This window comes from Pediococcus acidilactici DSM 20284 (assembly GCF_000146325.1).
Classification (GTDB): domain Bacteria; phylum Bacillota; class Bacilli; order Lactobacillales; family Lactobacillaceae; genus Pediococcus; species Pediococcus acidilactici.
Window position 1 is genome coordinate 138,417 of record NZ_GL397067.1, and the last position, 23,750, is coordinate 162,166.

Annotated in this window: 20 protein-coding genes; 16 read left to right on the forward strand and 4 right to left on the reverse strand. The window is 42.1% G+C overall.

What is annotated here, in order from left to right; all coding sequences use genetic code 11:
* Positions 1–86 precede the first annotated feature (86 nt).
* The 8 genes from argS (at position 87) to HMPREF0623_RS00700 (ending at position 10,877) form a co-directional block, all read left to right on the forward strand.
* The gene (argS, locus tag HMPREF0623_RS00665) at positions 87–1,775 is read left to right on the forward strand and encodes an arginine--tRNA ligase (protein WP_002831333.1); all 1,689 of its coding nucleotides are present in this window, start codon (positions 87–89) and stop codon (positions 1,773–1,775) included.
* A gap of 257 nt (positions 1,776–2,032) precedes the next feature.
* Complete coding sequence (locus tag HMPREF0623_RS00670; RefSeq protein WP_002831335.1) at positions 2,033–2,704, forward strand: Crp/Fnr family transcriptional regulator; 672 nt, start codon at positions 2,033–2,035, stop codon at positions 2,702–2,704.
* A gap of 19 nt (positions 2,705–2,723) precedes the next feature.
* Positions 2,724–3,188 (forward strand): arginine repressor, encoded by a 465-nt coding sequence (locus HMPREF0623_RS00675; protein WP_002831336.1) that lies wholly within the window; start codon positions 2,724–2,726, stop codon positions 3,186–3,188.
* Positions 3,189–3,400: 212 nt separating this feature from the next.
* On the forward strand, positions 3,401–5,548 hold the full coding sequence (locus HMPREF0623_RS00680) for a PBP1A family penicillin-binding protein (RefSeq protein WP_002831338.1): 2,148 nt from the start codon (positions 3,401–3,403) through the stop codon (positions 5,546–5,548).
* A 63-nt stretch (positions 5,549–5,611) separates the two neighbouring features.
* Complete coding sequence (locus HMPREF0623_RS00685; RefSeq protein ID WP_002831341.1) at positions 5,612–5,956, forward strand: YlbF/YmcA family competence regulator; 345 nt, start codon at positions 5,612–5,614, stop codon at positions 5,954–5,956.
* A gap of 176 nt (positions 5,957–6,132) precedes the next feature.
* Positions 6,133–7,344 carry a metallophosphoesterase family protein gene (locus tag HMPREF0623_RS00690; RefSeq protein WP_036671182.1) on the forward strand — a complete coding sequence of 404 codons (1,212 nt, stop codon included), beginning with the start codon at positions 6,133–6,135 and terminating at the stop codon, positions 7,342–7,344.
* A gap of 2 nt (positions 7,345–7,346) precedes the next feature.
* Positions 7,347–9,914, forward strand: a complete 2,568-nt coding sequence (locus tag HMPREF0623_RS00695) for an ATP-binding protein (protein WP_004165664.1) — start codon at positions 7,347–7,349, stop codon at positions 9,912–9,914.
* Positions 9,915–9,929: 15 nt separating this feature from the next.
* Positions 9,930–10,877 (forward strand): 3'-5' exoribonuclease YhaM family protein, encoded by a 948-nt coding sequence (locus tag HMPREF0623_RS00700; protein ID WP_004165665.1) that lies wholly within the window; start codon positions 9,930–9,932, stop codon positions 10,875–10,877.
* Between the two features lie 229 nt (positions 10,878–11,106).
* On the opposite strand, the gene HMPREF0623_RS00705 is transcribed toward HMPREF0623_RS00700, so the two are convergent.
* From HMPREF0623_RS00705 to HMPREF0623_RS00715, 3 genes are all read right to left on the reverse strand, one after another.
* Entirely contained in the window at positions 11,107–12,000 is an 894-nt protein-coding gene (locus HMPREF0623_RS00705; protein WP_002831349.1) for a peptidylprolyl isomerase PrsA, read from the reverse strand.
* Between the two features lie 106 nt (positions 12,001–12,106).
* Positions 12,107–12,469 carry a hypothetical protein gene (locus tag HMPREF0623_RS00710; protein ID WP_002831350.1) on the reverse strand — a complete coding sequence of 121 codons (363 nt, stop codon included), beginning with the start codon at positions 12,467–12,469 and terminating at the stop codon, positions 12,107–12,109.
* 1 nt (position 12,470) lies between these two features.
* Entirely contained in the window at positions 12,471–12,902 is a 432-nt protein-coding gene (locus tag HMPREF0623_RS00715; protein WP_002831352.1) for an HIT family protein, read from the reverse strand.
* A 142-nt stretch (positions 12,903–13,044) separates the two neighbouring features.
* Between HMPREF0623_RS00715 and HMPREF0623_RS00720 the strand changes: the two genes are divergently transcribed.
* The 3 genes from HMPREF0623_RS00720 to trmB are packed head-to-tail and all read left to right on the forward strand — an operon-like array spanning position 13,045 to position 15,624.
* Positions 13,045–13,782: an ABC transporter ATP-binding protein gene (locus HMPREF0623_RS00720; RefSeq protein WP_004165668.1), complete on the forward strand. Its 738-nt coding sequence runs from the start codon at positions 13,045–13,047 to the stop codon at positions 13,780–13,782.
* Positions 13,775–14,974 carry an ABC transporter permease gene (locus tag HMPREF0623_RS00725; RefSeq protein ID WP_004165671.1) on the forward strand — a complete coding sequence of 400 codons (1,200 nt, stop codon included), beginning with the start codon at positions 13,775–13,777 and terminating at the stop codon, positions 14,972–14,974. The genes HMPREF0623_RS00720 and HMPREF0623_RS00725 overlap by 8 nt, the downstream gene beginning before the upstream one ends.
* A gap of 11 nt (positions 14,975–14,985) precedes the next feature.
* Positions 14,986–15,624 carry a tRNA (guanosine(46)-N7)-methyltransferase TrmB gene (gene trmB / locus HMPREF0623_RS00730; RefSeq protein WP_002831357.1) on the forward strand — a complete coding sequence of 213 codons (639 nt, stop codon included), beginning with the start codon at positions 14,986–14,988 and terminating at the stop codon, positions 15,622–15,624.
* Between the two features lie 78 nt (positions 15,625–15,702).
* On the opposite strand, the gene HMPREF0623_RS00735 is transcribed toward trmB, so the two are convergent.
* Positions 15,703–16,029 carry a PepSY domain-containing protein gene (locus HMPREF0623_RS00735; protein WP_002831359.1) on the reverse strand — a complete coding sequence of 109 codons (327 nt, stop codon included), beginning with the start codon at positions 16,027–16,029 and terminating at the stop codon, positions 15,703–15,705.
* Between the two features lie 81 nt (positions 16,030–16,110).
* Here HMPREF0623_RS00735 and ytpR point away from each other — a divergent pair, with 81 nt between their 5' ends.
* From ytpR to polA, 5 genes are all read left to right on the forward strand, one after another.
* On the forward strand, positions 16,111–16,746 hold the full coding sequence (gene ytpR / locus HMPREF0623_RS00740; RefSeq protein ID WP_002831360.1) for a YtpR family tRNA-binding protein: 636 nt from the start codon (positions 16,111–16,113) through the stop codon (positions 16,744–16,746).
* A gap of 16 nt (positions 16,747–16,762) precedes the next feature.
* Positions 16,763–18,841 carry a DNA translocase FtsK gene (locus tag HMPREF0623_RS00745; RefSeq protein WP_004165672.1) on the forward strand — a complete coding sequence of 693 codons (2,079 nt, stop codon included), beginning with the start codon at positions 16,763–16,765 and terminating at the stop codon, positions 18,839–18,841.
* Positions 18,842–18,884: 43 nt separating this feature from the next.
* Positions 18,885–20,201 (forward strand): UDP-N-acetylmuramate--L-alanine ligase, encoded by a 1,317-nt coding sequence (murC, locus tag HMPREF0623_RS00750; RefSeq protein WP_004165261.1) that lies wholly within the window; start codon positions 18,885–18,887, stop codon positions 20,199–20,201.
* 14 nt (positions 20,202–20,215) lie between these two features.
* Positions 20,216–20,986, forward strand: coding sequence for a Bax inhibitor-1/YccA family protein (locus HMPREF0623_RS00755; protein WP_002831365.1), 771 nt, complete (start codon positions 20,216–20,218; stop codon positions 20,984–20,986).
* 98 nt (positions 20,987–21,084) lie between these two features.
* Positions 21,085–23,742 (forward strand): DNA polymerase I, encoded by a 2,658-nt coding sequence (gene polA, locus HMPREF0623_RS00760; RefSeq protein ID WP_004165675.1) that lies wholly within the window; start codon positions 21,085–21,087, stop codon positions 23,740–23,742.
* The last annotated feature ends 8 nt before the right edge of the window (positions 23,743–23,750 follow it).

Here is a 23,750-nt window from a genome sequence, read left to right on the forward strand (position 1 = left end):
AATCAAGTAGAGTGGTACCGCGGGAAATCTCGTCTCTTACATTTAACGATGTAAGGGGCGTTTTTTTTCGCAGAAAGGACGGAAATATGGATTATAAGAATCAAGTTGTTGCAGCATTAAAACCAGTTTTAAACGAATACCTATCAGATAGCGAAATCTATGAAAAGATTGAAGTGCCTAAGGAAAGCAAGCTAGGTGATTTGGCTTTCCCAACCTTTACGCTAGCTAAGGTTTTGCGCAAAGCACCTCAAATGATCGCACAAGATTTAGTTGAAAAAATTGACCAAAGCGACTTCGAAAAAGTTGAAGTTGCGGGTCCTTACATCAACTTCTTCCTAGATAAGCAAGCCTTTGGTGAAGAAGTTTTAAGAACGGTTCTTGACCAAAAGTCAGCTTATGGTGATAACGACAATGGTCAAAATGGGAACGTTCCAATTGATATGTCATCGCCTAACATTGCTAAGCCGATTTCCATGGGTCACTTACGTTCGACCGTAATTGGTAATTCTTTAGCTCTAATTATGGAAAAAAATGGTTATCACCCAATTAAGATTAACCATTTAGGTGACTGGGGTACGCAATTTGGTAAATTAATTACCGCATACAAACTATGGGGTAGTGAAGAAGATGTAAAAGCTGATCCAATCAACAAACTTTTGGAATACTACGTTCGTTTCCATAAGGAAGATAAGGAAAAGCCTGAACTAGACGACATTGCTCGGGACTGGTTCAAGAAGCTGGAAGATGGTGACGAAGAAGCTACTAACCTATGGAAATGGTTCCGTGAAGTTTCGTTACAATCCTTCAAGCAAATTTACGATAAGTTAGGGATTACGTTTGATTCTTACAAAGGGGAAGCCTTCTATAACGATAAGATGGATGAAATTGTCCAAATTTTGGAAGACAAGGACCTCTTAAAGGAAAGCCGGGGAGCGCAAGTTGTCGACCTAGAAAAGTACAACTTGAATCCAGCCTTAATTAAGAAGACTGACGGAGCTACCCTGTACATTACTCGGGACTTAGCAGCAGCCCTTTACCGTTACCGGACTTACAACTTTGTACAATCGCTATACGTGGTTGGTGCCGAACAAACTAACCACTTTAAGCAATTAAAGGCTGTATTAAAAGAAATGGGCTATGATTGGTCTGACGACATCCACCATATTCAATTTGGTTTGATTACGCTGAACGGAAAGAAATTGTCTACTCGTTCAGGTCGGGTTGTTCTCTTGGATGAAGTCTTGAATGATGCGGTAACCTTAGCGAAGAAGCAAATCAACGAAAAGAACCCTGATTTAGCTAACGCTGACACGGTTGCAAAAGAAGTTGGGGTTGGCGCGGTAGTCTTCCACGATTTGAAGAACGAACGGACAAACTCCTTTGACTTTAACCTTGAAGATGTTGTTCGTTTTGAAGGGGAAACAGGCCCATACGTACAATATAGTCGGGCTCGGGCAGAAAGCATTCTTCGGAAGGCAGATACGGAAGTTACAACCGATCAATTGAAGATTACGGATGCCAATGCTTGGGATACCTTAAAAGCATTGCAAGAATTCCCAAGCGTGGTTCAACGAGCAGCTGCCCAATATGAACCATCAGTTATTGCGAAGTACGCCTTGAGTTTGGCGAAATCCTTCAATAAGTACTACGCAAATTCTCGGATCTTGGCGGACGATGCTGAAAAGCCAGCACGCTTGGCATTGGTTAAGAGTGTTAGTTTAGTGCTTGAAGAAGCACTACGCTTACTTGGCGTTAAGGCACCGGACGAAATGTAAAATTAACCAACTGAAATTCAATATAAAAACCAAGCGCGCAAGTGCTTGGTTTTTTTAGTGGAAGAAAACGAAGTAAAATTGGGCGGGTGCTCTTAATTAAAAGCACATCAATCTCACCAAAATTTAATATAATGGACAAACTACATTTTTTTTAACAAAAATTGCGGATTTTAGTCTTTTACCGTCAAGTTACTGGGGTGGTAATTTTTTTCTAACATAGTAGGCGTCAAATCAATTTTAAAAAAAGGAGTTTTTCTATGATTTCGCCAACCATCCAAACGGAAATCAAAAAATTTTATATGGCTCAACCAGATTTTGGAAACTTACCCATGCAGGAATTAGATCGACTAAGTGAAGCTACGCGTTTTAAACGGGTGCACCGGGGACAATGGATTTTTGATCAGGGGGATGAGCTTAGTAACGTGTATTTCTTAAAGGAAGGTCACGTAAAAGTTACGGCAATGAATGCGGAGGGAGACTTAACATATTTATCATTTTTAACGCCACAGGCAATTTTTCCACTGAGGGGCATTCTTAATGGGGAAGAATACTGTTATAATTCAATTGCGATCACTGATTTAGAAGTGTACATAGTTCCGGTAACGGAAATCCGACGGGTAATTATTCATAATTACGCTTGTCTAGTTTCGTTTATCCAGCGGATGGAAAGGCTAGTTGAACGTACAACTAGCTTAATTGAACAGACTACGAGTTCGAACGCCACCCAACGGGTTTGCCAGGTGTTAAGCGGCTTAAAGGCTGAATACGGACAAAAAAGAGGGGCGGTGCGTCAAATTCCGTTTCAAATTTTGCTAAAAGACTTAGCGGTGTTGAGTGGGACCACTACGGAAACGGTGACGACGGTTGTAAAACAACTTCAGCAACAAAATAAGATAAGGTATAATCGAAAATTGATTTCGTTTATTTGATTTAGGACGGGGATGAATTATGAAAAAAGAAGTACGACGCGAGAAAATTTTAGATTTAATTAACGAAAAACCGATTTCTACGCAATTGGAATTATTGCAGGCACTGGCGGATGCGGGGATTAAGACAACCCAAGCAACCCTTTCGCGAGATATTAAAGAAATGCACTTAGTTAAGCAGGCCGACATTACGGGTGCACTAACGTACCGGGTGATGGACTCCAAAGAGCAAATTGAGCCGGACAATAGTCCTATTCGGGAAATTTTTCAAGAGAGCGTGACTAAAATTACGCAAGTCCAGTTCATCAACATTGTTAAAACTGAGCCTAACCACGGAAATCGGGTGGCAGCGGTGATTGACGATGCCGATATTGAAGAAATTCGGGGAACGCTTGCCGGATTTGATACGTTGGTAATTTTTAGTGCGGACGTTGACGAAGCTACCGTTTTAAATCAAAAATTAAACGAACTAATGCAAACTAACTAAACAACGGGAAAACCTCTAAAATCCTTGAAATTAGCAAGCTTTAAGAGAATTTACTCTTAAGATGAAGATTCGGGCTAATTAACGGAATCAACGGGAGGCTTTCTCGTTTTTACTTATTAAGACCAGTTTAAAAACCTTCGGTAGGTAAAGGAAACCTTATAGAATATGATAAAATACCAACAGTATCGTAATCTGTAATGAGGTAATATTAAATGGAAAATTTTTGGAATGCGATTAAAGTATTTCTGCAAAAAATTGGGGGCTTTTTTAGCTGGATTTGGCAAAAGATTCACCCATTTTTACACAAGTACTGGCATCGTTATCAATTAACCCGCTGGATTATCGTGATTGTTTTAGCGGTTATTTTTGTCACCAGTGCAGTTTTAACGTATCAAGCCAAAACTGCAAACGTTAAAAATTTAAAAGCGGCCTTATCGCAGCCAACGTTAGTTTACGACAAACATAATGAAAAAGCGGGGAGCTTATATTCCCAAAAGGGAACTTGGGTAGATTTAGATAAAATTTCACCCAACGTCCAAAATGCGGTAATTGCTACCGAAGATCGCAATTTTTATAAGGAATACGGTTTTTCGGTGAAAGGAATTGCCCGGGCCTTCGTGATGTACGGCATGAATAAGGTGTTGGGGCGCAATTACATTTCCGGTGGTGGGAGCACGTTAACCCAGCAGCTGGTAAAGAACGCCTTTTTGTCCCAACAGCAGACCTTTACGCGAAAGGCTAAAGAGTTATTTTTATCAATTGAAGTGGAAAATGTTTATACCAAAAAAGATATTTTGGCAATGTACTTGAATAACGCCTACTTTGGTAATGGCGTTTGGGGAGTGCAGGATGCGTCCGAACGTTACTTTGGGGAGAGCGCTGCCGAATTGACGGTTCCGCAAGCCGCCGTGTTAGCGGGAATGCTAACTAATCCTAGCGCGTACAACCCGGATGATCACCCTAAAAACGCTCTTTCTCGACGAAACGTGGTCTTAAACTTGATGGCGGAGACGGGAAAAATTTCGGATTCTCAAGCTAAAAGTTATGCGCAGACCCCGATTGTTACGTCTAATAACTATTCCAATGAAGACGGTTATAAGTATCCCTACTACTTTGATGCGGTGATTGACGAAGCAATTAACCGTTATGGCCTGACCGAATCGGACATTATGAACCGCGGTTACAAGATTTACACCTATCTGGATCAAGGTAGTCAAGCGGGAATGCAGGATACGTTTGATAACGCGAATAATTTCCCAAGCAATGCTACCGACGGTACTAAGGTTCAAGCCGCTTCGGTAGCGGTCAATGCTGATGATGGCGGAGTAGAAGCCATTGTTGGGGGGCGTGGCGAGCACGTCTTCCGGGGTTATAACCGGGCAACCCAAATTAAACGTCAACCGGGCTCGACGTTGAAGCCAATCGCGGTGTACGCGCCCGCACTCGCTAGTGGTTACCGGTACAGTTCGATTTTGGAAGATAAATTACAATCGTACGGGACTAATCACTATAAACCGGAAAATTACAACAACCAGTATTCTGGAAAGATTCCGATGTATCAAGCACTTGAACAAAGTAAAAATGCCCCGGCCGTTTGGCTATTAAATAAAATCGGGGTTGATAAGGGATACGATTACGTTAAGAAATTTGGCCTTAACCCGAGTGAGGGCGACAAAAATCTTGCCATGGCTCTTGGAGGGCTGACTAAAGGGGTCTCCCCAATTCAACTTGCTTCGGCATACACGGCCTTCGCTAACGATGGAAACATGTCTAAACCACGTTTTATCCGCAAAATCGTGGATGCTTCCGGAAAGACAATCGTTAATAACACCCCTGAAAAGAAACGGGTAATTTCCAAGAAGGTCGCTAATGAGATGACTAGCATGATGCTGGGGGTTTATGGTGATAGCGCTGGAACTGGGTACGGCGCGGAACCAAGCGGTTATACAATTGCTGGTAAGACTGGTAGTACCGAAGCCGATACCAGCGGAAATTCGGAAGCTACCCGGGATAAATGGATGGTTGGCTACACTAAGGACGTGGTGGTCGCTACTTGGGAAGGATTTGACGACACTAATAAAGACCATCATTTGGAAAATATAACTGGTGTAGGGATGAACAGCATGTTCAAAGCCGAAATGAGTGAAATTCTACCAAATACTAAGGGCACGTCGTTCCAAGTTAAATCTGCGTCATCGCTAGCTAACAATAATGGCAACAGTAATGCGGGAAATCTTTGGGATAATATTGAAGATGGAACTTCTTCCATTAAAGACAGTATTTCCAAAGGTGCTAGCGGTGTTAAAGAAAAGGCTGGTGAACTTTTCAAAGACGCGAAAAAGTTTATCATGGGGCAGTGATTCCAGTATTAAAAATTAGTTCTAAATGATATAATTGAACTGTTAAATCAGAGGAGGCGCACTATGACTGTAAACATTTATGATACCGCAAATAAAATGGAACAAGAGCTCCGTCTAACCAACGAATACCAAAATTTGAAACAATCTTTTGAAAAAGTTCAACAAGACGAGAACGCAAGTGCTTTGTATAAGAAGTTTCAAGATATTCAAAGTTCGCTTCAACAAAAACAAATGAACGGCGAAGAGTTAACCGAAGACGAAATTAAAAAGGTTCACGAAGTTGCTGGTGAAATCGAAAAAGTGGACTTGATTAAAGACTTGATGGACAAAGAGCGGAGTCTTAATCAGTTGATTAATGACGTTAATCAAATCATCATGAAGCCGATCCAAGAGTTGTATCAAGGATAATTCTTGGCCGGCGACGTGATGTTGTTCGTTCGGTAAATTGCTGCGTAAGTAGTAGGCCGATTTAAAATTGGTAAGGATAATAAAACGAAAAAGAGGCTGGAAAAGAAATTCCTTGATTAAGGATACTTTTTCCAGCCTTATTTTTGATAAAAGTAATGCTGATAAGGGGGATAAAAATGAAGTTTATGCACGTAGCGGACGTCCATTTAGGTAGCCCGTTTCGGGGCTTAAAAAACATACCGGAACGCTTACGTAAGGTAGTGGTTAATTCGACAAAATCGGCTTTTGCAAAGTTAGTGCAGACAGCCATCGAACAACGGGTTGACTTTGTTTGTATTGTGGGTGATCTATTTGATAATCCTAGTCCCGATATTGATACGTTGAGTTTTGCGGTGGACCAGTTAGACATACTAAACCAAGCTAAAATACCAGTCTTTTTGAGTTACGGAAATCACGATTACCTTAACGCTAAAATCCCAACAACTATCTTTCCAGAAAACGTCACGATATTTGGTCCAGAAGTAGAAACTAAAAAATTAACGACGACGGACGGAACGATCGTGGGATTGACTGGTTTTAGCTACGCCAAACGGGCGGAAGTAACTTCGCGAATTGAAGAGTACCCAACTAATGACGGACAATTTGATTTCCAAATTGGTCTTTTACACGGGAGTATGGATGGGTTACACGCCAGTGAAGCAAGGTACGCGCCGTTTACCCTTAGCCAATTATTAGATAAAAATTACGATTACTGGGCTTTAGGACACATCCACAAGCGCCAGATTTTGCACGAGGATCCCGTAATCGCTTATGCTGGAAATACGCAGGGACGACACATTAATGAGCCTGGGGCGAAAGGTGCCAGCCTCGTTACTTTGGAATCTAACCAAAAGGCTAAGGTAGAATTTGTCCGTAGCGACGTGGTGGAATGGCAGAGTTTGACGGTGGCTGTTGAAGAGGGAGCGGACTTTCAAAGCGTATTGGGCAACATCTTACAAAAAGCCAATACCATTACGTCTCCCTCCTTTAAATTAATGAGTGTTAGTTTAGCCGGAAGTAACCATCTGGCACCCGAAGTTTTGGAAGAATTAAGTAATGGCCTGGGACTATCTCAGCTACAAAAGCAATTAGACTCCGCTGAAGAGTGGGTATACCGCATTTTACTGAAGGTTGATGAGCAAACGCCAGTATTTTCCGAATTGGACCGTACTTATTGGCAACAGGCCGCTGAACAGGTTTTTACTCCTAAAACGGTTCAAAAGCAACTAGGCCGGCTAATGGAGTTGGATTTTATCGCTGAAGCTTATCAAGCCGATTTTAATCCAGAAGAACTCCGCGAACGAGTTGAAATTATGCTACAACAACGCAATGCGCTGGGGGATGATTAACGATGAAAATTAAGCGAATTGAAATCTATGGATTTGGTAAATGGCAGAACGTGACGTTCGATTTACAAAACGATTTACAAGTGTTTTACGGGCTTAATGAAGCTGGTAAATCGACCCTGCGACAGTTCATTTACAGCGTTTTCTTTGGTTTTGCTCAAGGAAGGGGTAGTAACAAATATTTGAAATACGTACCCAAAAAAGGACGTGGTTCGGCTGGATATGGCGGGGCTATTGAAATTGACTACCAAAATCACCCGTATCGAATTGAGCGCGTGAAGGGAAAAAATGGCGGTACGGTAACCATCAAGGATTTACTTGATCAAAGTACGGTTACTAACGATTTCTTAAGTGAGATGTTGGGCCCAATTGACCAACATACATACGAACGTTTGCTAGGTTTTAACCAAAGTGACTTAGATGATTTTAACGACTTGGGAAACCGGGACGATTTACGTCGCCATATTTTACGCATGGGCGCCGTGGGCAGCGAAGAATGGATTCAATTTGAAAAAGATTTAAAAAAAGATGCTGATAAAATGCATACAGCTAGTTCACGGACCCGCGAGCTAGATAAAAAAATTAAGCATTATGAGAAAGCTAAACAGCATTTACAAGATGACCGTGATCAATTACCGGATTACCAAAGTGCAAAGGCTTTAGAAGATCAAAACCGCGCAGAATTACAAGAAATCCGGCAGCAAATTAGTCAATTATCCAAGCAAACTAGCCACCAGCAAAAATTATTAGACGCGTGGAGTAACTACCAAAAAATCACTACGTTACGGCAAAGAGTTCAAAAGGCATCTAAAGCTGATTTGCAATTGGATTTAGGACAAATTAGTCGACTAGCGGATCAAATTCGGAAAGTAGAGGAAAATTGCCAACGGACTCAGCAAAAGCTACAAAACTTGCCGCCTTTAGCGCAGAAAGCGGATGATTTAGATCAGTTAATGGATCTGCAAGCTAAGCTACCGGTAGCTAAGGTTAATCGGGATGAATTAGATAAAGCACAGCAGCAACAAACCGAATTAACCAACCAACTTGCCGAATTACAAGAGAATAATTCGGTCGACTTAGGTAGCGTGGAACCAATGGATTCTGCCACCCTTAAGAAAGTTAAACAACTTTTGCAAGAACAAGCTCAAGTGGCTGCCAAAGTTAACCAATTGAGAAGTGTGCCGTCGCGCCAAACTGCTTCAACAAACAAGTCGACCGACGGCAACCTGATTTGGGGCGTGGGAGTTGTTTTAGCAGCGGTTGATTTCTTCTTACCGATTAACGCAATTATTAAACTAATTTTACTAGCCGTAATTATTTTGGGGGCATATGCGGTGGTTAAGCAAGTTGATCAGCCTGCTCAACCAGCAGACAATGCGACGGATGATTTGCAAACCGCGGAAACAAATGGGCGAAAAATTGATGAAAAGCTTCGTCAAATCGGTGGTCAAACTGGATTTGACGTGGTTCCGGCAACGGAGTGGGTATTTTTACAAAACGAAGTGGTGAACTATCAGCAGTTAGGACAACGGTTGGCCGAACTGAAACAACGGCAAGCAGTTTTACGGGAGAAGCTTGCTGATTTTTGGCAAACGGCAAAACCAATCTTACAAATTGACGAAGCCCAGCCCCAACCATCGCTAAACGAACTTACCAAATGGGTGACCGAGCGAATTCAGCAAATTCAACAACAGCAAAGCCAAGTGCAGACTCAGAAAATTTTGACGCAAAACTTGGCCGAGCAGCAGGCGGAATTAAAACAATTACGAACTAAGTTTGCGCAATTTGCAATACCGCCACTGGATGATCACTTTGACGAATGGCTGGCGCAATTAACTGAAACACAGAAGCAAGCGGTCCGGTTACGTGATTTAGAAAAAACGGTGGATCCCGCAATTCAGACGGAATTGCAAAAGTATCCGGAACTTACCGAACTACAAGCGCAACAAAGCAAACTAACGGCCGAATTACAGCAATTAAAGGCCCAAGAACAAGCGCTAGTGGATGAACGAACCCAGCGAATCGGGGAATTAACCGGTTTAAAGAACCAAATTGATATTTTAAATGAACAACAAGCCCTTGCCGAAGAAGAAACTGAGCTAAAAGATTTAATTGACGAGTGGTTAACGCTACAATTAGGGGCAAAGTGGGTTGATGAAACCCTTGGAGTGGCTACCAAAGGACGGCTGCCCTTAATTATTCAACAAGCCAACGAGTACTTTGCTAAAATTACGAACCAACGTTATCATCAAATTGAATTTGATAATGACGATGCTATTCACGTGGTTGACCAAAATGGGCAAGCTTATGAATTAGGGGAACTGTCTAAAGGAACTTTGGAACAACTATATATTTCCATTCGTTTTGCGTTTATGCAGGCGTTTGCGGATACCGTGGATCTGCCAATTATTATCGATGACGCTTTTGTAGCCTTTGATGACCAACGTTTAGCAGAAACATTTGGTTTACTTAAGCAAATTGCTCAACAAACCCAGATTATTTACTTCTCGGCCAAAAAAGAAGTTTATCAACTGGTAGACCAACGTAACGTGGTTGATCTAAACGAAAAATAAGGGAGGAACGCAGGTTTGACTAAAAAATTAATTGATTTTCAGAATGACGAAGAAATGGAGCTTTTTGTCCTGATTAAAAATGCCGAAAAACGGGTGACCAAGACTGGCAAAGATTTTATTTCGCTCGTTTTCCAAGACCGTTCTGGTGAAATTCGGGGAAATTATTGGGATGCAACCGCCACTGATTTCGAACAATTTCAATCTGGGCGGGTGGTTCTTCTAAAGGGGAAACGTGAAACTTATAAGGGAGCTCCCCAGGTTAAAATTATGGCAATGCGTTTGGCAACCGAAGACGAACCTGCCGACCCCACGGCGTACACTGAAAAAGCTCCGGTTTCGGTGACTGAATTGCGGGAAGCCTTTGCACAATTAGTATTTGAAATTAGTAATCCGGATTGGAACCGGGTGGTCCGTTACTTGCTAAAGAAGTACGATCAGCAATTCTTTGATTTTCCGGCGGCTAAGTCAAATCACCACGCTTTTGAGGGAGGATTAGCTTTCCATACTTTATCAATCGTTAAATTGGCCAAGGCAGTTGCCCAACAATATGAAAATATTGATCAATCGTTATTAATTGCCGGTGCAATTCTGCATGATTTAGGTAAAACCATCGAACTTTCTGGGCCGGTTGCTACTCAATATACGGTGGAAGGGAATCTCTTAGGACACATTGTAATTATTGACGAAGAGGTAGTGGAGGCTGCCCAAGCACTGAAAATTGATCCAAATGGTGAATCTTTAGTGATATTACGTCATCTGTTAGTTTCTCACCATGGATTACGGGAATACGGGTCACCAATCGAGCCCCACATGCTTGAAGCAGTGGTGCTCCATTCGCTAGATGACTTAGATGCCCAAATCCAAATGGTCTCGGGAGCTTTGAAGAATACGGATGAGGGACATTTTAGTGAACGAATTTTTGGAATGAATGGCCGGCGGTTCTATAAACCAGAAACTAAGTAATTAAGTTATTTGATAGACTGAGTCTATTAATTAAGATCGGCAGATTCAAAAGTAAAAAACGCTTCTCAAGAAATTTAAAAATTCTTGAGAAGCGTTTTTAGTTTAGTAGATTAAGTTTCAATTCAGGCTCTTTAACCAAAAAGCGGCACTATGCCAGATTTAGGTATAGTACCGATTCAGGTTAAGGTTCCCAAACTACCAAAGGTTTGGAACACACCTTGTATATAAACTATTTACTGCTTGTTGATGAGGATGAAGAGTTACCTAAATATTCATCTAAGACGTTCTTAAGGTCCTTATCCTTGATGGTAACGTTACCCTTCTTAAGTACTTTGGTGATCACTTTACGAAGAGTAGGAGCATCGCTCATGTCTTTGTTCCAAATTCGTTCTTTTAATTCTTTAGTATGATCGGACATTTTACCCTTAGCAGGCTTGTCGAGCATCTTAATTACTTGGTAACCGTATTGAGTCTTAACAGGTTTAGTAGTGTACTTGCCTTCGTCAAGTTTAAATGCAGCATCCTTAAAGTCAGAATCTAAAGTAGTGTTAGTGTCATCGAATGGGGCAATTTTACCGCCCTTATTCTTACTTGAAGAATCTGTAGAATACTTCTTTGCTAATTTAGCAAAATCCTTGCCGTCGTTAAGTTGCTTAATAACGTCTTCAGCAGTTGATTTCTTAGAAACTAAGATTTGCGCTACGGTAACCTTTGGTTGGTATGACTTCCATTCTTTCTTAAGGTCTGAACTACTAATCTTATCGTTGTCCTTGACAGCTTCCTTTAGTAACGCATTAGAACGAATCTGCTTACGTAAAGAAGCTTCAGTCATACCGTTCGAAGCTAAAATGTCTTTAAATGAAGAGCCGTATTGATCTTTATAAGCATTGTACTGCTTATCGACAACCTTTTTAGTAACTTTGTCACCGTATTGCTTTTCAAGAACTTTGTTAACAATCATTTCTTGTAAAACTTGCTTACCGTTTGAAGTGTCCTTCAAACTGCTGTAATACTCATCCTGAGTAATTTTACCACCTGAAGTAGTGGCAACCGTCTTGCTACCACACGCAGCTAAGGTAAAAGCCATCGCAATGCTAGCGAATCCAAGTAAAACTTTTTTCATTAAATCCACACATCCTAACAATTAGTATTAGTTAAACTCAGCACCTATCATAACATAATTAAGGTTTCGATAAACTTTTTCGGATAATCTTAAGAAAAAATTTGGCTCATTTTCTTTTTTTAGCAACAACTTCCTTTTGCACCTGATTAAGCTCATTGCTAAGATGATTTTGCAACTCACTGATTTTTGCCATCCGAGGTTCTAGTTTGTATTGAAAACGGTCAACCGATTGCTGAATTTCGTTAAAGGTCTTTTCACTCTTTTTTATTTCAACCTTCATTTGAGCCGTGTTTAAACGTAGGCTTTGGAGAGCGTCTCCAAAGTCGCTAATGGCTTGAGCATAATTTTTTACCGAATGTTTTAAATCCCTTAAGAAGTGGGGGTGCTGGCTAACGTATTTAACCGTTTGCCAGCCTACCCAAGAACCTACAATTCCTTTTAGCCAAGGGTGCCGTTTGTTTTTTGCCATGTTATTCACCTAAATTATCTTTAATTTGATTTTGAATTTTGGTTAATTGAGCTTCGTCGTAGTGACTACTGTTGTCCACAAACCGCATGCCAAAATCATCATGGTCGGTATAGCGAGGAACGAGGTGGAAATGGGAATGGAAAACACTTTGGTAAGCAATTTTGCCATTATTGTTAATGATGTTCATTCCCTTAATATCTGGGTTACTGTCGCGAACGGCTCTAGCAATCTTAGGTATTCTGGAGAATACGTCGGCTGCAAGCTGAGGGTCGTAACTAAAGATATCCGGCACGTGTTTTTTGGGGATTACCAACGTGTGACCAGGGGTTCCTTGCGAAATATCTAGAAAAGCCTTTACCACGTCGTCTTCGTAGACGGTGTAACTAGGAATGTCACCAGTGATGATTTTACAAAATACGCAATTTTCGTCCATAAAATTACCTCCAATACAAAACTTGTCTTACACAGGCTAATTATACACGAAAATTGCGTAATTGTGCGGATTGGCGACCGGGTTTTCGAGTGGGATGTGGTATAATCGATGAGAGATTTTCAATACGATTGGGGATTATAAATTGACGCTAAAGATTGAGCATTTGACCGGCGGATACACGCAAACGCCAGTCATTAGAGATATAAATTTAGAAGTACACGAAGGCGAATTGGTTGGCTTGATTGGGTTAAACGGCGCCGGAAAGTCAACCACCATTAATCACGTAATTGGTTTGTTGCAACCCATGCAAGGAACTATTAGTTTGAATAATATCCAACTAAGCCAGCAACCGGCAGCTTACAAATCACAGTTGGCGTACATTCCCGAGATGCCGGTCTTGTACGACGAGTTAACGCTAAAAGAGCATTTAGAACTTACCATTAAAGCTTATGACCTGGATGAAAAGGCCGCGTGGAAGAATGCCATGGAACTTTTAGAAAAATTCCGTTTGGCAAACAAACTCGAATGGTTTCCTGCAAACTTCTCAAAAGGGATGCGCCAAAAGGTCATGATTGTTTGCGCGTTCATGACTGACGCCCAGCTTTTTGTGATTGACGAACCGTTTTTAGGGTTGGATCCGCTAGCCATTGATGACCTATTAGGAATTATTAACGAAAAGAAAAAACAGGGCGCGGCGGTACTAATGTCTACTCACGTGCTTGATACGGCAGAAAAGTACTGTGACCGTTTTGCTTTGCTTAACGAAGGGCAGTTAAAGGCGGTTGGTACACTGGATGACTTCCAAACGCAGTTTAATGCTCCCACAGCTAGTTTGAACGATATTTATTTGTCGATTGCAAAGGGTGAGCGTCATGAGTGAATTGTGGCAACAGCGAGCTAAAGCTTACCAATCTGAAATTCTCAAATATTTAAAATACGTATTAAATGATCATTTAGTTTTAGCCCTGCTATTTTTTGGGGGCGGCTTAGGGTTAGCGTACGCTAATTGGCTGAAGACTTTACAGCCTCTGCCAAATTATGGCCTGATTTTAGTGGCAGTAGTTAGTTTTTTACTAACTTTACCTGGTCAGCCAGTGCTATTGTTTAAAAATGCTGATTCCGTATTTTTAATGAGTCAGGAGAAAAATATTTCTGCTTATTTAAGGAAATCTTTACGTCGGACGTTAATTTCAGTTTTAATTCCGGTTGGCATCGGTAGCCTGTTGCTTTTTCCGTTGTTAGCTTTGGCTTACCACCAACTATTCTTGGTGGTGGGAGTTATCCTAACAGTTATATTAGGCAGTTTTACCAACGTATTAATTCGGTATCAAGGCTGTTACTTTGCAGGTCCGCGGTGGGACCGGAAAATCACGTTGCTCATTGACGCGATTATTATTAGCTTAATCATAAGATTCCCTTTAATAGCCGCAATGCTAATGTTGGGGTGGTTAGTATTAGAGTGGCAGCGCCTAAACCACCTCATGGAAAGTGGCAGTTTCAATTGGCAGGCGGCGATCGATGCGGAACAAAAACGAATGGGACGGTTATACCGCTTCTTCAGCCTATTTACCACCGTGAAAAATTTGACCGTTAAGGCTAAACGACGTCGCTATGCCGATGGTTTAGTGAAATTTTTGGCAGGAAAATCATCAATGTTTTCTTACCTATACTCAATTATGATTGTCCGGAGCGGTGACCTAGGAAGCTTGATGATTCGGCTCTTAATTGTGGGCATGCTAATTGTGGCGTACAGTGATCAGGAATGGTTGAAACTGATGGTGGGCGCGTTAACCACGTATTTAATCGTGATTCAATTAGTAGACGTTTACCGGCCCGTTCAGGCAAATTCAATGGTGCAAGTGTACCCAGTTGACGCAGAAATGGCACAAAAGGGCTTGTTATCCGTCTTAAAAAGAATCATACTATTAAGCGCGATTTTATTAACGCTGGCCGGCTGCGTGACTAATTGGTCATTCTCATTTTTAGGATGGGCAATCGTAGTCCAAGCAATCACGGCTTGGTTGCTAAGCCGGTGGTTAGTACCGCGTTATATTAAAAAAATAAACAGATAAAAGAGGTAATTATGCGAGTAAGAAATAAACCATGGGCTCCCAAGTTGATTGCGGAGCACCCTGAAATGGTTGTTGAAAATGGACAGGCTTATAAAGGAAAGTGGCATGAACGTTTTGCTAAGCAACAACCACTCTGGATCGAAGTGGGGACTGGTAAAGGACAGTTTATCATCAACATGGCTAAAAAGTATCCCCAATACAATTTTATTGGGATTGAAATTCAAAAGACAGTGGTGGCGATTGCGCTAAAAAACGCCTTAGCAGAAGAACTCCCTAATTTACAATTTTTACATGCGGATGGCGCAGAATTAACCGATTATTTTGCAGATGGTGAAGTAGACCAGCTCTTTTTGAATTTTTCAGATCCATGGCCTAAAACCCGGCACGAAAAACGTCGATTAACCTATAAAAGTTTTTTGAAAGTTTACGAACAAATTTTAGTCGAACACGGTAAATTAGAGTTTAAAACGGACAACCAGGGGCTTTTTGAGTATTCATTGACTAGTCTCAATAATTACGGGATGATTTTTGAAGGAGTCTGGTTAGACTTACACAATAGTCCCGAAAACGAAGACAACGTTGAAACGGAATACGAGCATAAGTTTAGTGAAAAGGGCCAACCAATTTACAAGTTAGTTGCTCATTTTTAGATTAGGCAACTAAACCGGCAGAGACACAAAAATAGCCGAGAAAATTTTTCTCGGCTTGCTTTGGTTATGATTAAGAAATTAACGACGGTAAATGTCGATAATTGTGCCGGTGTAGGCGTCGGCAATGAACTCGTATTGAATTAGTTCGTTATTTTCGTATTTGGTGATGCCGCCGTAATATACGGAGGCCTTTAGACCATGCCGATTAAGTGGAGATGGCTTGGACTCGATCCAAGCGCCTTCAACGGGCCCCTCTTCTTCAAAAGAACGCCGGACACGCGCAAGGGCGGCTTGGGGACGAACTTTACGATGTCCCTTAATCTGAGTTGCCACCAACGTGCCTACGGCGAACGAAGCTAAAGCGGTGATGGTTAGTGCAGTTAACGCAGATGTTTTAGATGACATGAAAACACTTCCTTTTCCATTAATTCTAACATTAATGGGAATGGTTTGAGAATTAAAAAGTAATATTTAAGGAGAATTGAGATGTTAGTAGCTAGTTATAATCCAAAAACAATGGGAGATATTTTAATTACCATGGTTAACCCTGACGCGGAAAAGCAGGCGGTGGAGCAAAAGGATAACGTAGTGCGGATTTTTGACGCCGATAGTAACGTTACCACCGGATATAATTTCTTAGAAGTTAGCAACGTGTTACCCGAGTTAGATGGCCACGGATCGGTTACCTTAACTGCCGCGCAAGTTACAAAGCTAAATGAACAGTTGCGGCAGGCAGGTTTTGCAGATGAATTGGTTGCTGACGAAAGTCCTAAGTTCGTGGTTGGGTACGTTAAAACGGTTAAGCCGCACCCCGATTCCGATCACCTTCAAATTACCGAAACCGAAGTTGACAATGGCGAAACACTTCAAATTGTTAGCGGCTCGCCGAACATGAAGGCTGATATTAAAGTTGTGGTGGCTAAGGTAGGCGCCATGATGCCAGATGGAATGATTATATGGCCTGGTGAACTGCGCGGTGTTTCTAGTGACGGGATGATTGCTTCCGGACGAGAACTGCACTTAAAAAATGCACCTCAGAAAAAGGGTGCCTTAATTTTACCAGATAATTTTGAAGTAGGAACGGCTTTTGATTTCGCAAAGGGAAATCATATTTTTGACTAATAAGGGAAGGATTTAAATGGTTAAATACGATGGACCGGCTTTTTTTCGCAAAAAAGGCCTCAAAATGGACGACCATTCGGTTAGAAAACCAACGGATTCAGCGAAGAGGTTGAAGTCGGATCATCCATTTACGCCCGCAATTCAGCAAAAATTGGCGCAAACGCAAGCCCCTGACACCGAAGCAAGTGATCTCAAAAGTACAGTTAGGTCTTCAGCACGTTTGGAATCCGATTCGACTAATTCGGTTGATAGTCGACCTGTACGTCGATTCCGGTTGCCAATTAGTAATTACGAATTAACTCGGCGACCTTTACCCAGATTGAATCAAGCCAAGCGCCAACTAACTAGTCGCCAAGAGTTAAACGACCCGGTACTTGATGAATCGGCGGCCAGCGATTCTAACACTACGACTTCGCGCGAGGAGCAAAGTCATTCATTAGCAAGCGCTGCTCCGGGAGCACCGGAAACTAAGCCGGTTACTCAATCGACCGCTCCGTCTGCAGCAATTCCGCCAGCTTCGGCGCAACAATTAGACGAACGTGCAAAAACGGCTAGTGGAACGTCGAAGAGTTTTACTCAGCCGGTGGAAGTACCTAAAAAAGTTACTAACCCAAAGCAAATGGCATGGGAACCCGCTCGTTCGGTTAAAGAACCACAAATTCCAGTAGCGCAAGAAACCACTAAACAAATGCTCGGGTACCATTTTCCGAGTTTAGACCTACTACCGGATCCTGTCGTTCAAAACGGAGATGAAGACCAATGGGTTGCCGACCAAGCGCAGCGGTTGGATGATGCGTTAAACGCCTTTGAAGTTACCGCGAAAGTAGTCAACTGGACGGTGGGGCCAACCGTCACCCAGTTTGAAATTGAACTTGGACGCGGAGTTAAAGTTAACAAAATCACTAATTTAACGGATGATTTAAAGCTGCAATTAGCGGCGCGGGATATTCGAATCGAGGCCCCAATTCCTGGGAAAAATACCGTTGGAATTGAGATTCCTAATCCGCATCCGCGGCCAGTTCCGCTTAGTGAAATTATTAAATCGCCCGTATTTCAAGAAAGTAAATCGCCACTTACGATCGCTCTAGGGGTCGATTTATTTGGTAAACCGCAAGTCTATGATTTACGGAAAATGCCGCATGGATTGATTGCTGGTGCCACTGGTTCTGGTAAAAGTGTGTTCATTAACAGTGTATTGGTATCCTTACTATATAAGGCAACTCCGCAAATGCTGAAGTTGTTGCTGATTGATCCGAAGGCCGTTGAAATGGCACCGTATAACCGGCTGCCGCATTTACTAGCACCGGTCGTTTCGGATCCTCAAGCGGCAGCTGCCGCATTGAAGTGGGTTACCAACGAAATGGATCAACGTTACGAACGCTTGGCAGCTGCTGGAGCCCGTAACTTAGAACAATTTAATGAAAAGGCCCGTCGCGCAGGAGACGATGCTAACCAAATGCCATACATTGTGGTGATTATTGATGAATTAGCTGATTTAATGATGGTCTCGGCAGCTGAAGTGCAAGATTACATCGTGCGGATCACCCAGAAAGCACGGGCAGCGGGAATTCATTTGCTGATTGCTACCCAACGACCTAGCGTGGACGTGGTCACGGGGTTAATTAAAAACAACATTCCAACCCGGGTGGCGTTCATGGTTTCTAGTCAAGTAGATTCACGAACCATCTTGGATCAAAGTGGAGCGGAACGATTACTTGGACGAGGAGACATGCTGTTCCTTGGTAACGGAAAGAGCAATCCGGTGCGTTTACAAGGAGCGTTTATTAGTGACGCAATTGATGATATTGCTGATTTTGTTCGTGAACAGGCGGCGCCGCATTACGCATTCAACCCAACCGAACTGAAGGAAAAGAGTGCGGAGCTAAATAGCACGGACGAGTTGATGGATGACGTCCTTGAATACATTGCTCAAGAAGACACCATTTCAACTTCAAAATTACAACGGGTTTTCTCAATTGGATATAACCGGGCGGCAACGATCATTGACCAGTTAGAGGAATCAGGATATATTTCGGCATCACGGGGTTCTAAGCCTCGCGAAGTTTTTTATCACCCAGAAGAAAATGATGATTAATATTGTGGTAAACTGAAAACAATTTATTATGGGAGTGGTAAAGGTGGATAAAGATACAATTTATTATTTTATTGGGATTAAAGGGTCCGGAATGAGCTCTTTAGCATTAATTTTACATGACGAAGGTTATCAAGTTGAGGGCTCTGACGTAGACGGCTACGTTTTTACCCAAGACGGTCTTGCTGCAGCAGGCATTAAGGTATTACCTTTCAACCCGGATAACTTACGTGAAGGTTTGACGGTGATTGCGGGAAACGCCTTTACTGATGACCATCCTGAAATAAAACGCGCTCGCGAAATGGGCTTAAAGGTCGTTCGTTATCATGAATTTTTAGGACAATTATTAGCCGCATACACCAGTATTGGAGTGGCGGGGACTCATGGAAAAACCAGCACCACTGGTTTATTGGCTCACGTGCTTGGCGGAGTAGACAAGACTAGTTACTTAATTGGCGATGGTACTGGTAAAGGGGTTCCCGATGCCCGGTTTTTCGTGTTTGAAGCTGACGAATATCGTCGCCACTTCATCGCATACCATCCGGACTATATGATCATGACTAACGTTGATTTTGACCACCCCGACTACTATAAAGATTTGGCCGACGTCGAAAGTGCCTTCCAACAAGCAGCTAGTCAAGTTAAAAAGGGACTTTTTGCTTGGGGAGAAGATACTAGCTTACGGAAATTGCATGCTGATGTTCCAGTTTATTACTATGGAACTGCAGACAATGATGATTTTCAGGCGAAAAACATCGTCCGAACCACGACCGGATCAGAATTCGACGTGGAACACCGCGGTGAACCAATTGGACATTTTAAAATCAACCTTTTTGGCGAGCACAACGTTCTCAATACGTTAGCCGTAATTGCAGTAGCTTACTTTGAAAAGATTGATTTGGCACTAGTCCAAAAGGAATTACTATCGTACCAAGGAGTTAAACGCCGTTTTTCGAAATCTACGGTAGGTGATAACATCTTGATTGATGATTATGCTCACCACCCATCAGAAATTAAAGCGACCCTAGATGCGGCACGGCAAGAATTCCCAGATAAGAAAATTGTTGCAGTATTTCAGCCACATACTTATACCCGGACAGCCGCGCTGCTAGACGGCTTTGCTAAGAGCTTGAGCCTTGCCGATCAAGTTGTTTTGACCGAGATTTTTGGTTCAGTTCGTGAAGCAAACGGGAAAGTTTCGTCACAAGATTTGGCTAATTTAATTGGTCATGACACAAAGATTATCCATGAAGACGACCTATCTGCGTTAGCAGACCAACACAATGCGGTGCTAGTTTTCATGGGTGCTGGCGACATTTTAAAATACGAAGATGCTTATAAAGCCCTGGTTAAGGAAAAGTAAAAATTTGACCTTTCTTGACTTTGATTGATAGCCTTTTAATTGCTTTCCTGTTACAATATGGGAAAGATTTAAATGGGGGGATCAATTTGGATCAACAACCAAGAGTAATAAATAATACAATCGGCTTAAACCGATTTTTAACTAAAATGTACGGTTGGATGGCGGCCGCGGTTGCTTTTTCTGGAATCATTGCTTATTTAGGCGCTACAGTATGGCGCCCAGCGGTGATGACCTTTCTAAGCCAAGGGCGGATGGGAATCTGGCTGATTTTCATTGCGCTATTTCTTTTCATGATTTTTGGGCAGAAGACGGCGCTACAAAATCCAACGGTTAGTTTCTTAATGTTGTTTGCGTTCTCGGGATTCTTTGGAATCACGCTTTCAAGCGTGTTTATGCTCTTCAGCATTGGAACGATTGCGGGAGCGTTCTTCTCGGCAGCTGCCGTGTTCGTCGTGATGAGCGTGATCGGATTAACCACTAAACGCGATTTGTCGCGGTTGGGGACGCATTTACTGGCTGCTTTAATCGCGATGGTGGTCGTTTCGGTGATTAACCTATTCTTCTTGCACAGCAGCGCAGTAACGTTCTTCTTTTCCTTGATTGGAATTGTAATTTTTGCTGGTTTGTCAATGTTTGATACGGCATCGATGAAGAATCTTTACTTGAGCTATGGCGACCGGGTTTCTGAAACGGGACTTGCCATTCAAGGGGCATTTAGTTTATACCTCGATTTCATTAACCTATTCCAGTACTTCTTAACCATTTTTGGTTGGAGTCGAGATTAATCAAAAATTTAATTTTCATTTAGAACCGAAGGTCAATCTTATTCACGTTGGCCTTCGGTTTTTGGTATGATTAAGGGAGATAGAAAACGGAGGAAGCTATGGCAAAAGATAAGTTATTGTTAATTGATGGGAACAGTATTGCATTTCGTTCTTTTTTCGCGTTGCATAATTCGCTAGAAAAGTTCAAGAATCCGGATGGACTGCACACTAACGCAATTTTTGGGTTCAATAAAATGTTGGACAGCATTTTAAAACAATACCAGCCCACGGCGGCATTGGTTGCTTTTGATGCTGGAAAAACGACTTTTCGGACGGAAATGTACGATGATTATAAGGGAGGTCGCTCAAAAACTCCGCCAGAGTTATCAGAGCAGATGCCTTATATCAAACAGTTGCTGACCGGTTACGGTATCAAAACTTATGAATTACCTAATTATGAAGCTGACGACATTATCGGTACCCTATCGTTAGCAGCGGAACGTGACAATTACGAAGTGGTGGTGGTTACCGGAGACCGAGATTTAACGCAATTAAGTAGTGCAGAAACTACCGTTGCGGTAACTAAAAAAGGGGTTAGCGAGGTCGAAGAGTATACACCGCGCCACGTCAAAGAAAAGCTGGGAATCACTCCTGAGCAAATTATTGACTTAAAAGGTCTAGCAGGTGACACTTCCGATAATTATCCCGGGGTAACTAAGGTCGGTGAAAAGACCGCCCTCAAGTTATTGAAGCAATTTGGGACAATTGAGAATCTTTACGACAATTTGGATGATTTGAAACCAAGCAAAATGAAGGAACACTTGATTGAGGATCGGGATGCAGCCTTCACTTCGAAGACGTTGGCAACCATTAAGCGGGACGCTCCCGTAGAAATCGGATTGGCGGATTTAAAGTATGACGGAAAAAACATCACCTTTTTACAAGAGTTCTACCAAAAGATGAAGTTCCGGACTTTCTTAGCAGCGTTACAGCAAAATAAACCAACGGAAGAAAAGGTAAGTGAAAAATTAGCGTATCACGTATTAACGAAGGATACGTTACCGGACTTTACCAAATGGGGGAAAGAAATTAACTTCTATTTGGAAATGCCAGAGAAAAATTATCACCTATCTGAATTTTGCGGATTCGCAATTGGAACTGATAAAGAGCTTTGGGTAAGCGACGACGTTGAATTATTACGAGAACCCGCGTTATCTGAAATATTAGCGAACCAAAAGGTGGTCGTAAACGTCTTTGATGGGAAGCGTACTTACGTAGGATTACATCGACTAGGCGTGACCTTAAATAGCATTAACTACGATATTTTATTACAGTCCTACTTGTTAGATACCAATGATAATTCTAACGATTTGGGGCAACTTGCTCACGAACACGACATTGAAGACATTAAAACCGATGCAGAAGTTTACGGTACCGGAGCTAAACGGGCGGTGCCCGCAAAAGACGTTTTATTAGAGCACCTCGCCCACAAAATTGACGTAATTGGTGAACTAGGGCGGCGCTTGCAAGAAGAGTTGATTAACAATCAACAGGCCGATTTATATTGGAAAATTGAACTACCATTATCGATTGTGCTGGCAAAGATGGAAATTAGCGGAATTAAGGTCGACCGCGAACGTTTAGGGGCTATGCAAAGCGAATTGACTGAACGGCTTAGTGAACTGGAAAGTCAGATTCATCAAGAGGCTGGAGAAGAGTTTAACATTAACTCGCCTAAACAATTGGGACACATTTTATTTGAAAAACTAGAATTTCCTGTAATTAAAAAGACTAAGACCGGATATTCGACAGCGGTCAACGTCTTAGAGAAACTACGTGGCTATTCGCCAATTATTGATCACATTTTAGATTACCGGACGATCGCTAAAATTAAATCGACGTACGTGGATGGTTTGTTGAAGGTGATTCATTCTACGGATCAAAAGGTGCACACTACCTACCAACAAACCTTGACACAAACCGGGCGGTTGTCATCAACAGACCCGAATTTACAAAATATTCCAATTCGGATTGAAGAAGGCAAGAAGATTCGACAAGCCTTTGTTCCGTCACACGAAGGTTGGCATATTTTATCTTCTGATTATTCGCAAATTGAATTGCGCGTGTTAGCACACATTACGGGCGATCATCATTTACAAGAAGCGTTTAAGAAGGACGAAGATATTCACTCCAGTACCGCGGTGCGGATTTTTGGTTTGAAGGATGCTAGTGAAGTGACTCCTAACATTCGGCGCCAAGCCAAGGCGGTTAACTTCGGGATTGTCTATGGAATTAGTGATTACGGGCTTTCCCAAAATATTGGAATTTCTCGTAAGGATGCCAAACGGTTCATCGACACTTACTTTAAAGAATATCCGGGAGTAAAAAAATATGTAGATGGTTCGGTAGAAACTGCGCGCGAGAAGGGTTATGTAGAAACGATTGCCCACCGGCGCCGGTACTTGCCTGACATTCACGCTTCGAATTTCAGTGTTCGGTCATTTGCAGAACGAACTGCGATGAACACCCCTATTCAAGGTAGTGCGGCCGACATTATTAAAATTGCAATGATTAACATGCAAAACGAGTTAGAAAAACGGCAGTTGAAAACCAGAATGTTGTTACAGGTGCACGATGAATTGATTTTTGAAGTACCTGATGAGGAAATGAGCGTTATTAAAGAATTAGTTCCTAAAGTGATGGATTCCGCAATTAAATTGGATGTTCCGTTAAAAGTAGAAACTTCATGGGGAAATAATTGGTACGACGCTAAATAACGGAGGAA

Bases quoted from the DNA above. Each gene is read 5' to 3' on its own strand.
- polA (WP_004165675.1), top strand. From the start codon at position 21,085: ATGGCAAAAGATAAGTTATTGTTAATTGATGGGAACAGTATTGCATTT.
- HMPREF0623_RS00705 (WP_002831349.1), bottom strand. From the start codon at position 12,000: ATGAAAAAAGTTTTACTTGGATTCGCTAGCATTGCGATGGCTTTTACC.
- HMPREF0623_RS00675 (WP_002831336.1), top strand. From the start codon at position 2,724: ATGAAAAAAGAAGTACGACGCGAGAAAATTTTAGATTTAATTAACGAA.
- HMPREF0623_RS00710 (WP_002831350.1), bottom strand. From the start codon at position 12,469: ATGGCAAAAAACAAACGGCACCCTTGGCTAAAAGGAATTGTAGGTTCT.
- HMPREF0623_RS00680 (WP_002831338.1), top strand. From the start codon at position 3,401: ATGGAAAATTTTTGGAATGCGATTAAAGTATTTCTGCAAAAAATTGGG.
- HMPREF0623_RS00685 (WP_002831341.1), top strand. From the start codon at position 5,612: ATGACTGTAAACATTTATGATACCGCAAATAAAATGGAACAAGAGCTC.
- HMPREF0623_RS00695 (WP_004165664.1), top strand. From the start codon at position 7,347: ATGAAAATTAAGCGAATTGAAATCTATGGATTTGGTAAATGGCAGAAC.
- HMPREF0623_RS00670 (WP_002831335.1), top strand. From the start codon at position 2,033: ATGATTTCGCCAACCATCCAAACGGAAATCAAAAAATTTTATATGGCT.
- trmB (WP_002831357.1), top strand. From the start codon at position 14,986: ATGCGAGTAAGAAATAAACCATGGGCTCCCAAGTTGATTGCGGAGCAC.
- HMPREF0623_RS00715 (WP_002831352.1), bottom strand. From the start codon at position 12,902: ATGGACGAAAATTGCGTATTTTGTAAAATCATCACTGGTGACATTCCT.
- ytpR (WP_002831360.1), top strand. From the start codon at position 16,111: ATGTTAGTAGCTAGTTATAATCCAAAAACAATGGGAGATATTTTAATT.
- HMPREF0623_RS00690 (WP_036671182.1), top strand. From the start codon at position 6,133: ATGAAGTTTATGCACGTAGCGGACGTCCATTTAGGTAGCCCGTTTCGG.
- HMPREF0623_RS00735 (WP_002831359.1), bottom strand. From the start codon at position 16,029: ATGTCATCTAAAACATCTGCGTTAACTGCACTAACCATCACCGCTTTA.
- argS (WP_002831333.1), top strand. From the start codon at position 87: ATGGATTATAAGAATCAAGTTGTTGCAGCATTAAAACCAGTTTTAAAC.
- HMPREF0623_RS00745 (WP_004165672.1), top strand. From the start codon at position 16,763: ATGGTTAAATACGATGGACCGGCTTTTTTTCGCAAAAAAGGCCTCAAA.
- HMPREF0623_RS00725 (WP_004165671.1), top strand. From the start codon at position 13,775: ATGAGTGAATTGTGGCAACAGCGAGCTAAAGCTTACCAATCTGAAATT.